Here is a 12,399-nt window from a genome sequence, read left to right as displayed (position 1 = left end):
GGTCGGCCCGGAGGTGCTGCTGTCGCTCTTGCCTAATTTCGCCAGTTGCGAAGCCCTACATTATAGCGTGTTGCGCAAATTTCAAGCAGTTTCTGAACCCGAGGCGCGCAAACGGGCACGCAATTCGAGCCGTCGGGTTTCCAGCGCCTTGTAGCGCTCCAGGGCTTTCGGGTCTTTTCCCACGGCGGCGATGGCCTCGCTCTGCTGGGCCTTGAGCAGGTCGTCGAGCATGAAATCGAGCACGCTGGAGAGTTCGCGGGCGGCGTCGGCCAAGTGCTGCGTCTCCTCGCCCTCGGCCACCGGGCCGGCTTCGGAGACGGACATCAGCCGCTCGGCCAGCGACTCGAAGTCGAGTCCGCGCAGGCCTTCGCGCAGGGCCGCCCAGGGCTGAACGCCGTGCTCGTGCAGCTGGCTGTCGAGCCAGGTGAAGAGCGCGCCGTGCTGGCCGGGCAAGTCGCACAGCATCACGTGGAGCTCGTGCGACAGGGCTTCCCATTGCGCCATGTTCGACAGCAGCAGCCGTACTGCCACGTCCGGGCGGCTGGGCGGGGCGCCGCGCCCGCGCAGGGGCTCGATGGGTTCTTCGAACTTGCCGCCCCAGCGCTTGCCCTTGACAAACTTGCGTTGCTGGAACTTGGGCTTGCTATCGCTTTCATAGCGCGGCGGCTCGAAGTCCTGCGGCGGGGGCATGTCCGGGTAGTAGTCGTCACCGCCACTACTGCCGCCGTAGCCGGAGGGCTCGCCTTGGCGCTGCGGCGCGGGTGCACCGCCGGCCTTGCGCGGGCCCGGCGTGGAGGCCCAGAGCTCCGACAGCGCCGGCGCGTCGAGCTGCACCAGCGTCGCGATCTCGCTCAGCAGCTGCCGCTTGAGGGCACCGTCGGGCATGGCGCTCCAGAGCGGGCGCACGTTGCTCGTCATGTGGGCGCGGCCCTCGGCGGTGGTCAGGTCGCAGCCTTCGCGGGCGGCCTCGAGCATGAAGCGCGACAGCGGTGTGGCCTCGCTGACGAAGCGGGCGAAGGCCTCGGCGCCGTGCTCGCGGATGAAGCTGTCGGGGTCGTGCTCGGCCGGCAGGAACAGAAACTTGATGCTGCGCACGTCGGTGGCATAGGGCAGGGCACCGTCGAGCGCCTTGCGCGCGGCGCGGCGGCCGGCGGCGTCGCCGTCGAAGCTGAACACCACCGATTCGGTGAAGCGGAAGAGCTTCTGCACGTGCTCCGTGGTGCAGGCCGTGCCGAGCGTGGCCACCGCGTTCGGAAAACCGAGCTGGGCCAGCGCCACCACGTCCATGTAGCCCTCGGTGACGAGCGCATAGCCGCGGTCGCGGAAGGCCGCGCGGGCTTCGTAGAGGCCGTAGAGCTCGCGGCCCTTGCTGAACACCGGCGTTTCGGGCGAGTTCAGGTATTTGGGCTTCTCGTCGCCCAGCACGCGGCCACCGAAGCCAATGCATTCGCCCTTCACGTTGCGGATCGGGAACATCACGCGGTCGCGGAAGCGGTCGTAGCGCTTGGCTTCTTCGTCGCTGAGCTTGCCTTCCTCGTTGTTGACGATCACCAGCCCGCTCTCTGCGAGCAGCGGGTCGTCGTAATCAGGGAACACGCTGGCCAGCGCGCGCCAGCCGGCCGGCGCATAGCCGATGCCGAACTGCTTGGCCACCTCGCCCGAGACACCGCGGCCCTTCAGATATTCGATGGCGCCGGGTGCCTGGCGCAGGTGCTTGCGGTAGGCGTCGCCGGCTTTTTCGAGCACGTCGGTCAGCGTGGCCTGCTTCTGGCGCTGGCTGGCGGCGCGGGCGCGCTCGGCGGGGGAGGCGTCGTCCTCAGGCACCTGCAGGCCGTACTGGCCGGCGAGGTCGTGCACCGCCTCGACGAAGCCCATGCCCGCATGCTCCATCAGAAAGCCGATGGCGTTGCCATGCACCCCGCAGCCGAAGCAGTGATAGAACTGCTTGGTCGGGCTGACGGAGAAAGAAGGCGATTTCTCACCGTGGAACGGGCACAGCCCCATGAAATTGGCGCCGGCCTTCTTGAGCTGCACATAACGGCCGACGATCTCGACCACATCGGCGCGCGCGATGAGTTCCTGGATGAATGAAGCGGGGATGGTCATGTAGGCGAAGAGCGGCAAATCATACGCAAGCGGGCGAAGGCCCGCGGCCGGACGGCATACTGAAAGCGACCGGAATCCATGCATGACGACGCCCAAACCCCTGCAACACATCGCTCCGCTACTGCGCCACCCCCTGAGATTCGCCTGGGATGCGCTCAAGGAATTTCGCGCCAACCAGGGGCTGCTGCTCGCGGGCGCGGTGGCGTACTACGCGCTGCTGTCCATCGTGCCGCTGCTGATCGTGAGCGTGATCGCGCTGTCGCACCTCATTGAGCAGGCCGAACTGCTGCGCACCATCGGACAGTACCTGGGCTGGCTGCTGCCGGGGCAGTCGAAGGCCATCGTGGCCGAGCTGTCGAGCTTCCTGGACCATCGCGACGTGCTGGGGCCGGTGCTGTTGGTGACGATGCTCTTCTTCAGCTCGCTGGCCTTCAGCGTGCTCGAAAGCGCGATGGCGGTGATCTTTCACCACCGCAAGGCCGATCACAAGCGCCACTTCCTGGTGTCGGTGGCCATGCCGTACATCTACATCCTGTGCCTGTGCGTGGGGCTGCTGCTGGTCACGCTGGTGTCGGGCGCGCTGCAGCTGGTGGGGCGGGAAAGCGTTGACCTGCTGGGGCGCAGCTGGTCGCTGTCGGGCGTTTCGGGGCTGCTGCTGTACCTGCTGGGGCTGGGCGGCGAGATCTTCATGCTGACCTCGCTCTACCTCGTGATGCCGGCCGGGCGCATGTCGCTGCGCCATGCGCTGCTGGGCGGCGTGACGGCCGCGCTGCTGTGGGAGGCCACGCGGCGCGTGCTGATCTGGTACTTCTCGACCTTGTCGCAGGTGAACGTGGTCTACGGCTCGCTCACCACGGCCATCGTGGTGCTGCTGAGCCTGGAGATCGCCGCCATGCTGGTGCTGCTCGGGGCTCAGGTGATCGCGAACTACGAGCGCCTGGACCGCACCGGCAGTACGAAGCTGCCGGCCTCCGAGGTCAGCGGGGAGCCAATCGAATCGCTCCGTCCAGACGAATCACCTCGCCGTTGAGCATGTCGTTCTCGATGATGTGCTTGGCGAGCTTGGCATAGTCCTCGGGCGTGCCCAGGCGGGAAGGGAAGGGCACGCTGGCGGCCAGGGCGTCCTGCACCTCTTGCGGCATGCCGAACAGCATGGGCGTGCCGAAGATGCCGGGAGCGATGGTCATGTTGCGGATGCCGCTGCGCGCGAGGTCGCGGGCGATGGGCAGCGTCATGCCAACCACGCCGCCCTTCGAGGCGCTGTAGGCGGCCTGGCCGATCTGGCCGTCGTAGGCGGCGACAGAGGCGGTGGAAATCAGCACGCCGCGCTCGCCGGTGGCTTCGGGCTCGTTCTTGCCCATGGCGTCGGCCGCGAGCCGGATCATGTTGAAGCTGCCGATCAGGTTGACCGTGACGGTCTTGCTGAACACGGCCAGTGCGTGCGGGCCGTTCTTGCCCACCGTCTTCTCGGCCGGCGCGATGCCGGCGCAGTTGACGAGGCCGACCAGCTTGCCAAGCTTGAGTGCGGCGGCCACGGCTGCCTGGCCGTCGGCTTCCTGGCTCACGTCGCATTTGACGAACACGCCGCCAATTTCCTTTGCAACGGCTTCGCCCTTGTCAGCCTGCATGTCGGCGATCACCACCTTGGCGCCGTTGGCGGCCAGCATGCGCGCCGTGCCTTCGCCGAGGCCCGAAGCGCCACCGGTCACGATAAAAACCTTGCCATCGATCTGCATTGAAGTCTCCTGGATGAGACCGGCATTATCGAAGACGCCCCGCCAGGCCAAAAAAAAGGCCTCATCCGAGGATGAGGCCCTGAATTGGATCCGTGAGGACCCAAGGAGACAACTGGTGGTGGTCGGCGGCTTAGCGCTTGCGCGAAGCGGTGGCGGTCTTCGCGGCGGCGACGGCTTGGGTCGACACGGCGTTGAAGTTGGCTTCGGCGACGTCCGACGCTTGCTTGACGGCCTTTTGAACCGATTCGAAAGCGTTGTTGGCGGCAGCCACTGCGCTCTTCAGCACGGCAACGGCGGTTTCCGAACCGGCGGGGGCGTTCTTGGAAGCGCTGTCGACCAGGCCGACGAAGGCTTGCTGGGCTTCAGCAGCCTTGGCTTCGAAAGCCTTGGAGAACTCGGCGCCGGTGCCTTGGGCGATGTCGTACAGGTGACGGCTGTAGGCAGCGGTCTTTTCAGCCAGGGGCTGGAACAGGCTGGCTTGCAGCGTCAGCAGTTCTTGTGCGTCTTTCACGCTCAGGGCAGCCTGGGCGGTGCTCTGGGCTTCGACCAGGGCGGCCTTCGAAGCGGTCACGTTCAGTTCGACGAGCTTCTCGACGCCTTCGAAAGCCTTGGTGGTCAGGCCGAACAGGGTTTCGAGGTTTGCTTTTTGGGCGGCGAGGATTTGGTCAGCGGTCAGGGCCATTTGGGATCTCCAGAAGGGATGATTGAGTGGTCGGTTCACGTTGCGCTGTCTCGCCGTCTATGTTGCGGTGCAGCATGGCCTCAAGTATAGGCAGCTGAGTTTTGCGATCAAGGGGTTTTTGCTGCCCTGCAGCAATTTAGAAGCCGTCTTCTAAATTCGGTCGTCGGGCCGGCCTGCTCAAGTTCGAGGCCTCGTTCAAGGGCAACCGCCGCTGGCAAAATGCCGCGCGATGAGCAGCGCCCCCACCAAACCCACCCCGCATGCGCGCAGCAGCTACCGCGCGTTCCGCAGCATCCCGACGCGCTGGGCCGACAACGACATGTACGGCCACGTCAACAACGTCGTCTACTACAGCTGGTTCGACACGGCGGTGAATGCGCTGCTGATCGAGCGCGGCGCGCTCGACATCCACCAGGGCCAGGTCATCGGCTTCGTGGTGGAGACGCAGTGCAACTACTTTGCGCCGATCGCGTTCCCGCAGACGGTGGAAGCGGGCATCCGGGTGGCCCAGGTGGGCCGATCGAGCGTGCGATACGAGATTGCGTTGTTTGCCGAGGGGGCGGACACCGCCGCGGCGCAAGGCCATTTCGTCCACGTCTACGTGGACCGCGCCACGCAGCGGCCGGTGCCGCTGCCCGAGGCGCTGCAGCGGGTGGTCGATTCGCTCAAGGCCTGAGCACCTGAGCGGGGCCCACCCGCCGCGAAGGCCTTACATGGTCTTCTTCATGGCCTTGATGTCGGCCTTGCCCTGGGCTTCATCCGCCTTGGCCTGCTTCACGCAGGCGGTCTTGGCTTCGCCCTTCTGGTCGTCGCATTTTTCCTTCGCGACTTCGTAGGTGGCCTTCACCTTCTCTTCAGCCACGTTGCGGGCGTGGCTGTCGCTCGGCTGGTACTGCTGCTCGAGCTCCGCCTTGGCAACGTCTTCCTTGCCCTTGGCTTCCTTCTGGCAGACGTCCTTGGCGTTGTCCTTCATCGTGTCGCACTGGGCCTTGGCGACCTTGTAGTCGGCCTCGATCTTTTCCTTGGCGACCTTGTATTCGTCCTTGGTCATGGCGCTGGCCTGCGTGGCCACGAAGCAGGTGGAGGCGAGGGCCAGCATGAGTAGATGCTTTTTCATGGGATGTTTTCCTTTGGAAGTTGATGGAATTCAGGGGCGCTCAGTAGCGTTCGAACCAGATCGCGTCCGGCGTGCGGCCGTCGCGCGATTCCCAGTCCTTGACCTGCTTTTCGGCTTCCTCGCGGCTGATGCCGTGGCGTTCCTGGATGCGGCCGAGCAGCTGGTCGCGCTTGCCGGCGATGACGTCGAAGTCGTCGTCCGTCAGCTTCCCCCATTGCTCCTTGACCTTGCCCTTGAGCTGTTTCCAGTTGCCTTCGATGGTGTCCTTGTTCATGCGAATCTCCTTTGAGACAGTTGATTCGACGGGCTGTGTTCGCCGCCGTGAAATCACTGTCGCGGGGGTGATTCACCCTCACGGTAGGACGTGCTGTCCAGGCCCCGTAGGCAGAGGCCGACGCGCCCCGTGATAATCGAACGGCCGCCGAAAAGTTTGAGACACCGCGCCCAGCACCATGATCATTCACAGCCTGCTCGACACCGACCTCTACAAGTTCACGATGATGCAGGTGGTCCTGCATCACTTCCCGGGGGCCCGGGTCGAGTACCGCTTCAAGTGCCGCAACCCCGGTGTCGACCTGGCCCAGTTCGCGGGGCAGATCCGCGACGAGGTGCGCAGCCTGTGCTCGCTGCAGTTCCGCGACGCCGAGCTGGCCTACCTGCGCTCGATGCGCTTCATCAAGAGCGACTTCGTCGACTTCCTCGGGCTCTTCCGCCTCAACGAGAAGTACATCAACATCATTCCCCAGCCCTCGGGCGAACTCGAGATCCGCATCAAGGGGCCGTGGCTGCACACCATCCTGTTCGAGATTCCGGTGCTGGCCATCGTCAACGAGGTCTACTTCCGCAACACGCAGAAGAAGCCCGACATCGCCGAAGGCCGCCGCCGCCTCGAAACCAAGATCGCGCAGCTGCAGGACGCCGGCCTCGCCGACCTGAAGATCGCCGACTACGGCACGCGCCGCCGCTTCTCGAAAGACTGGCACGAAGAGGTGCTGCGCACTCTCACCGCCCGCCTCGGCGCCGTCACCTCGCCGCCGGTGCAGGCACCGCCCGGCACGCGGCTGCCGCAGCTCGCGGGCACCAGCAACGTGCTGTACGCCATGAAGCTCGGCCTGATCCCGCTGGGCACCATGGCCCACGAGTACCTGCAGGCCTGCCAGGCGCTCGGCCCGCGGCTGCGCGACAGCCAGATCTTCGGCTTCGAGAGCTGGGCGCGCGAGTACCGCGGCGACCTGGGCATTGCGTTGTCCGACGTGTACGGCATGAGCGCTTTCCTGCGCGACTTCGACCTGTACTTCTGCAAGCTCTTCGACGGCGCGCGCCACGACAGCGGCGACCCCTTCCAGTGGGGCGAGCGCATGCTCGCGCACTACATCGCCAACCGGGTCGACCCGCGCACCAAGACGCTGATCTTCAGCGACGGCCTCACGGTGCCGCGCACCATCGAGCTGTACCAGCAGTTCCGCGGCCGCTGCCAGCTGGCCTTCGGCATCGGCACCAACCTCACCAACGACCTGGGCTACGAGCCGCTGCAGATCGTCATCAAGATGATCCACTGCAACGACCAGCCGGTAGCCAAGCTGTCGGACACGCCGTCCAAGAACATGTGCGAAGACGAAAAATACCTGGCGTACCTGCGCCAGGTGTTCGAAATCGAACAACCCCCGGCTTGAAGGCTGTACTGACCTGTCTGGTACGGTACAGCCCCCCATGCAAAAAACGATTCGACTGAAGGCGGCCGCGGTGTCGCTGTCGCTGCTTTTTCTTCCCGCCCTGGCCTCGGCTGCCGACTTCGACGGCGGCAGCCTCTCGCCGCTGTGGGGCGTACCGTTTGCCGGCATCCTGTTGTCGATCGCGCTGTTTCCGCTGCTCGCGCCTGCGTTCTGGCATCACCACTACGGCAAGATTTCCGCGGCCTGGGCGCTGGCGTTCCTGCTGCCCTTTGCCGGGGCCTTCGGCGTGCAGCTTGCCGGCGTGCAGCTCGTGCATGCGCTGGTGGCCGAGTACATCCCGTTCATCATCCTGCTGACGGCGCTGTTCACCGTGGCGGGCGGCATCCACATTCGCGGCAACCTGCATGGTGCGCCCGGCCTCAACACGGCAATCCTCGCCATCGGCGCGGTGCTCGCGAGCTTCATGGGCACCACGGGCGCCTCGATGCTGCTGATACGGCCGCTGATTCGCGCCAACGACAACCGCCTGCACAAGGTGCACGTGATCGTGTTCTTCATCTTCATCGTGTCGAACGCGGGCGGTGCGCTCACGCCGCTGGGCGATCCGCCGTTGTTCCTCGGCTTCCTGAAGGGCGTGGGCTTCTTCTGGACCGCGCAGAACATCCTGCCTGAAACCTTGTTCATCCTCGGTGTGCTGCTGGCGCTGTTCTATGCCATCGACCGCCACTACTACCGCAAGGAGGGCGTGTTGCCGGCTGACCCGACACCCGACACGCCGGGCATCGGCTTCGACGGCGCCGCCAATTTCTGGCTCCTGGGCGGCGTGGTCGCGCTGGTGCTGCTCAGCGGCTTCTGGAAATCGCCCGTGACCTTCGACGCGTTCGGCACCGAAGTCGGCCTGCCGGGGCTGGTGCGCGACGTGGGGCTGGCGCTGATCGCGCTGGTTTCGTACAAGCTCACCGCGCCCAAGGTGCACGCCGACAACCAGTTCGAATGGGAGCCCATGGCCGAAGTGGCCAAGCTGTTCGCTGGCATCTTCCTGACCATCATTCCGGTGATCGCGATGCTCAAGGCCGGCACGCAGGGCCCGTTCGGCGCCATCGTCTCGGCCGTGACGCGCGCCGACGGCCAGCCCGATCCGGCGATGTACTTCTGGGCCACCGGCGTGCTGAGCTCCTTCCTCGACAACGCACCGACCTACCTGGTGTTCTTCAACACCGCGGGCGGCGACCCGGCGGCGCTGATGACCACCTACGCCTCCACGCTGGCCGCCATCTCGGCCGGCGCGGTGTTCATGGGCGCCAACACCTACATCGGCAACGCGCCCAACCTGATGGTCAAGGCCATCGCCGAGAGCCGCGGCGTGCGCATGCCGAGCTTCTTCGGCTACATGGCGTGGTCGGTGGCCATATTGGTTCCGCTGTTCGTCATTTGCACCTTTATCTTCTTCCGCTGACCCTTCTTCGCAGAGAGAGACAACATCATGAGCAAGCCCAAGATCCTGGTCGCGCGCGCGATCTTTCCCGAGACCATCGAACGCCTGTCGCAGCATTTCGAGGTCGAGTCGAACCAGTCGGATGAAAGCTGGAGCAAGGAACAGTTGATCGCCAAACTGCAGGGCAAGCAGGGTGCCTTCACCACCGGCAGCGAGCGCATCGACGCCGCCGTGCTCGACGCCTGCCCCGACCTGAAGATCTGCGCCAACATGGCGGTGGGCTACAACAACTTCGACGTCGATGCGATGGCCGCCCACGGCGTGCTCGGCACCAATGCACCCGACGTGCTGACCGAGACCACCGCCGACTTCGGCTTTGCGCTGCTGATGGCCACGGCGCGCCGCATCACCGAGAGCGAACACTTCCTGCGCGCGGGCAAGTGGCAGAAGTGGAGCTTCGACATGTTCGCGGGCTCCGACATCCACGGCTCGACGCTGGGCATCATCGGCATGGGCCGCATCGGGCAAGGCATTGCGAAGCGCGGCGCGCATGGCTTCGGTATGAAGGTGATCTATCACAACCGCTCGAAGCTCGACGCGGCGCTCGAAGCCGAATGCAAGGCCAGCTACGCGAGCAAGGAAGAGCTGCTCAAGACGGCCGACCACGTGGTGCTGGTGGTGCCTTACTCGCCGGCTTCGCATCACACCATCGGTGCGGCCGAGATCTCGCTGATGAAGCCGACCGCCACGCTCATCAACATCGCGCGAGGCGGCATCGTCGACGACGCGGCCCTGGCCGTGGCCCTGCGCGAAAAGCGCATTGCCGCCGCCGGCCTCGACGTGTTCGAGGGCGAGCCCAAGGTCCACCCCGATCTGCTGACCGTGCCCAACGTGGTGCTGACGCCGCATATCGCCAGCGCCACCGTGCCCACGCGCCGCGCAATGGCCGACCTCGCGGCCGACAACCTCATCGCGTACTTCGGCGGCAAGGGGCCGCTGACGCCTGTGACGCCAGTGCCCGGCAAATAGGCAGAGGCGATACCGCAACCTTGGACACTTCACTGGTTCTTATTGCACTGGCCGTACTCGCAGCCATCCAGCTCGTGCTGGTGATCTGGCTGCTGGCCCGCCGGCAGGCCCCAGCCGACCATAGCGACCTGCTGCGCGTGCTGGCCGCGCTGGGCTCGGCCAACGAACGCACCGAGCGCGAACTGCGCAACGACATCGGCGAAAGCTCGCGCGGCGCGCGACAGGAAACCGCGCAGGCCTTTGCTACTTTCCAGCAGGCGCTGGTGCAGCAGGGCGCTGAAGCCACGCGCACGCAGAACGCGCAGCTCGATGCCTTCTCGCTACAGCTCGCGTCCCTGCAGAAGACGCTGGCAGACACGCTCAACACCCAGCTGCAGGGCCTGAGCGAATCGAACGCTCGGCGCCTATCGGAAGTGCGCGAGACGATGGAAACGCAGCTCGCGCAGCTGCAGCAGACCAACGCCGCCAAGCTCGACGAGATGCGCAAGACCGTCGACGAGAAGCTGCAGAGCACGCTCGAAGCGCGCCTTGGCGAAAGCTTCAAGCAGGTGGCCGACCGGCTCGAGCAGGTGCACAAGGGCCTTGGCGAAATGCAGACGCTGGCCGTGGGCGTCGGCAGCCTGCAGCGCGTGCTGACCAACGTGAAGACGCGCGGTATCTTCGGCGAGGTGCAGCTCGAAGCGCTGCTCGAACAGGTGCTCACGCCTGACCAGTACGCCAAGCAGATCGAGACCAAGCCGCGCAGCGGGCAGCGCGTCGACTTCGCCATTCGCTTTCCGGGCCGCGGCGACGACGGCGCGCCGGTGTGGCTGCCCATCGACGCCAAGTTTCCACGCGACGACTACGAGCGGCTCATCGACGCGCACGAACGCGCCGACGCCGCGGGCGCCGAGTTGGCGGCCAAGGCGCTCGAGGCCCGCATCCGCACCGAGGCCAAGTCGATTGCCGACAATTACCTCGCGGCCCCGCACACCACCGATTTCGCCATCCTCTTCCTGCCCGTCGAAAGCCTCTATGCCGAGGTGCTGCGCCGGCCCGGGCTGATGGATGCGGTGCAGCGCCAGCATCGCGTGACGCTGGCCGGCCCGACCACCTTGCTCGCGATGCTCAACAGCCTGCACATGGGCTTTCGCACCCTGGCATTGGAGCGGCAGGCTTCCGAGGTGTGGAAGGTGCTGGGCGCGGTGAAGACCGAGTTCGAGCGCTATGGCGAATGGGTCGCGCGCATCAAGGAGCAGGTGGCCAAGGCCTCGGACACGCTCGACAAGGCCGATACGCGCGCCCGGCAGATGCGCCTGGCGTTGCGCAAGGTCGAGGCGCTGCCCGAGGCGCAGGCCCAGGCGCTGTTGCCGCCCACGGCCGGTACCGACGCTGAACCTGACAGCGAGGGCGAAGACACCCCGTGAAAGGCTCCGAACTGCTGCGTGTCATCGGTGCCCAGGTGTGCCTGCACGCCACCATGGCCGGCATGCGGCTCGCCACGCCGCTGTTGGCGCTGCAGCAGGGCTACAGCGCGCTGGCGGTCGGCGTGCTGATTTCGCTGTTCGCGCTGACCCAGGTTTTTCTCGCCTTGCCGGCAGGGCGCTTTGCCGATCGATACGGCTTCAAGCGACCGCTGTGGCTGTCGGTCATCGCGGCAGTCGTCGGCGCGGGGCTGGTGGTGATCTTCCCGATCTTTCCGGTGATGTGCGTCGCAGCCCTGCTGACTGGCGGCGCCACGGGGGCGACGGTCATCGCGCTGCAGCGGCACGTGGGGCGCTCGGCCACCGACCCGATGCAGCTCAAGCGCGTTTTTAGCTGGCTCGCCATTGCGCCGGCCGTGGCCAATTTCGTGGGGCCGTTCCTGGCCGGCATGCTGATCGACCATGCGGGCCGTGCGCCTGCGGACATGCTCGCGTTCCGCATCTGCTTCGCGGTGATGGCGGCGCTGCCCATCCTCTGCTGGATGCTCGCGCGCGGCGCGCACGAGCCACCGCCCACCGCCCCCGTGGCGGGCGCCAAGCCGACGCGTGCCTGGGACCTGCTGCGCGAGCCGATGTTCCGCCGCCTGCTGTTCGTGAACTGGCTGCAGTCGTCGAGCTGGGACGTGCACGCCTTCGTGCTGCCGGTGCTGGGGCACGACCGGGGCATCAGCGCTTCGGTGATCGGCTCGATCCTGGGCGCCTTCGCCATTGCGGCGGCCGTTATCCGCGTGGTGCTGCCGGTGATCGCGTCTCGGGCGTCGGAGCGCAGCGTGATCCTGAGTTCCACGGCGGTCACGGCGATGGTGTTCGCGGTCTATCCGCTGCTGGACTCGGCATGGACCATGGGCATCTGCTCGGTGGTGCTCGGCTTCGCGCTGGGTGCGGTGCAGCCGATGGTGATGAGCATGCTCCACCAGATCACGCCGCACACCCGCCACGGCGAGGCGCTGGGCCTGCGGCTCATGACCATCAACGCGTCGAGCGTGGCAATGCCGATGTTGTTCGGCTCGCTCGGCGCGCTGATCGGCATCGGTGGCGTGTTCTGGGTGGTTGGGGGCGTGGTGGCGATTGGCGCGCGCGCGACCTGGGGTTTGAAGGTCTGACGGGGCGAGGGCGTCAAACCCATGCTCCAGATGAGATTAATTCTCATCTGATTGA

At 65.9% G+C, this 12,399-nt stretch carries 12 protein-coding genes; 7 read left to right on the top strand and 5 right to left on the bottom strand.

The window, feature by feature from the left end; all coding sequences use genetic code 11:
- Nucleotides 1-81: 81 nt before the first annotated feature.
- The gene (gene dnaG / locus ACSFCA_RS14360; protein WP_435459939.1) at nucleotides 82-2,106 is read right to left on the bottom strand and encodes a DNA primase; all 2,025 of its coding nucleotides are present in this window, start codon (nucleotides 2,104-2,106) and stop codon (nucleotides 82-84) included.
- 82 nt (nucleotides 2,107-2,188) lie between these two features.
- Between dnaG and ACSFCA_RS14355 the strand changes: the two genes are divergently transcribed.
- Complete coding sequence (locus ACSFCA_RS14355) at nucleotides 2,189-3,136, top strand: YihY/virulence factor BrkB family protein (RefSeq protein WP_435459938.1); 948 nt, start codon at nucleotides 2,189-2,191, stop codon at nucleotides 3,134-3,136.
- Here ACSFCA_RS14355 and ACSFCA_RS14350 read toward each other — a convergent pair.
- Both ACSFCA_RS14350 and ACSFCA_RS14345 read right to left on the bottom strand, forming a co-directional pair.
- A complete protein-coding gene (locus tag ACSFCA_RS14350) occupies nucleotides 3,084-3,842 on the bottom strand; it encodes a 3-hydroxyacyl-CoA dehydrogenase (protein WP_093051251.1) in 759 nt (252 codons plus the stop codon). The genes ACSFCA_RS14355 and ACSFCA_RS14350 overlap by 53 nt on opposite strands.
- A gap of 130 nt (nucleotides 3,843-3,972) precedes the next feature.
- Nucleotides 3,973-4,524 (bottom strand): phasin family protein, encoded by a 552-nt coding sequence (locus ACSFCA_RS14345; protein ID WP_258353918.1) that lies wholly within the window; start codon nucleotides 4,522-4,524, stop codon nucleotides 3,973-3,975.
- Between the two features lie 229 nt (nucleotides 4,525-4,753).
- Between ACSFCA_RS14345 and ACSFCA_RS14340 the strand changes: the two genes are divergently transcribed.
- Nucleotides 4,754-5,200, top strand: a complete 447-nt coding sequence (locus ACSFCA_RS14340; protein ID WP_258353919.1) for an acyl-CoA thioesterase — start codon at nucleotides 4,754-4,756, stop codon at nucleotides 5,198-5,200.
- A gap of 33 nt (nucleotides 5,201-5,233) precedes the next feature.
- Here ACSFCA_RS14340 and ACSFCA_RS14335 read toward each other — a convergent pair whose 3' ends face one another.
- Both ACSFCA_RS14335 and ACSFCA_RS14330 read right to left on the bottom strand, forming a co-directional pair.
- On the bottom strand, nucleotides 5,234-5,641 hold the full coding sequence (locus tag ACSFCA_RS14335) for a hypothetical protein (RefSeq protein ID WP_435459937.1): 408 nt from the start codon (nucleotides 5,639-5,641) through the stop codon (nucleotides 5,234-5,236).
- Between the two features lie 40 nt (nucleotides 5,642-5,681).
- The gene (locus ACSFCA_RS14330; RefSeq protein ID WP_258353921.1) at nucleotides 5,682-5,915 is read right to left on the bottom strand and encodes a CsbD family protein; all 234 of its coding nucleotides are present in this window, start codon (nucleotides 5,913-5,915) and stop codon (nucleotides 5,682-5,684) included.
- A gap of 178 nt (nucleotides 5,916-6,093) precedes the next feature.
- Here ACSFCA_RS14330 and pncB point away from each other — a divergent pair, with 178 nt between their 5' ends.
- Genes pncB through ACSFCA_RS14305 form a run of 5 tightly spaced genes read left to right on the top strand, consistent with a single transcriptional unit; the run spans nucleotide 6,094 to nucleotide 12,344 of the window.
- Entirely contained in the window at nucleotides 6,094-7,314 is a 1,221-nt protein-coding gene (gene pncB, locus ACSFCA_RS14325) for a nicotinate phosphoribosyltransferase (protein ID WP_258353922.1), read from the top strand.
- Between the two features lie 37 nt (nucleotides 7,315-7,351).
- Nucleotides 7,352-8,770 (top strand): sodium:proton antiporter, encoded by a 1,419-nt coding sequence (locus ACSFCA_RS14320; protein ID WP_435459936.1) that lies wholly within the window; start codon nucleotides 7,352-7,354, stop codon nucleotides 8,768-8,770.
- Between the two features lie 27 nt (nucleotides 8,771-8,797).
- Nucleotides 8,798-9,778, top strand: coding sequence for a 2-hydroxyacid dehydrogenase (locus ACSFCA_RS14315; RefSeq protein WP_435459935.1), 981 nt, complete (start codon nucleotides 8,798-8,800; stop codon nucleotides 9,776-9,778).
- 20 nt (nucleotides 9,779-9,798) lie between these two features.
- Nucleotides 9,799-11,184 (top strand): DNA recombination protein RmuC, encoded by a 1,386-nt coding sequence (locus ACSFCA_RS14310; protein WP_435459934.1) that lies wholly within the window; start codon nucleotides 9,799-9,801, stop codon nucleotides 11,182-11,184.
- A complete protein-coding gene (locus ACSFCA_RS14305; protein ID WP_435459933.1) occupies nucleotides 11,181-12,344 on the top strand; it encodes an MFS transporter in 1,164 nt (387 codons plus the stop codon). Before ACSFCA_RS14310 ends, ACSFCA_RS14305 begins: the two co-directional genes overlap by 4 nt.
- The last annotated feature ends 55 nt before the right edge of the window (nucleotides 12,345-12,399 follow it).

Origin of the sequence: Variovorax multivorans, from assembly GCF_051216835.1 — a bacterium.
In the GTDB taxonomy this organism is placed as follows: Bacteria; Pseudomonadota; Gammaproteobacteria; order Burkholderiales; family Burkholderiaceae_C; genus Variovorax.
The sequence above is the reverse complement of the archived record's forward strand: the minus strand, read 5'-3'. Positions and strand labels throughout refer to the sequence as shown.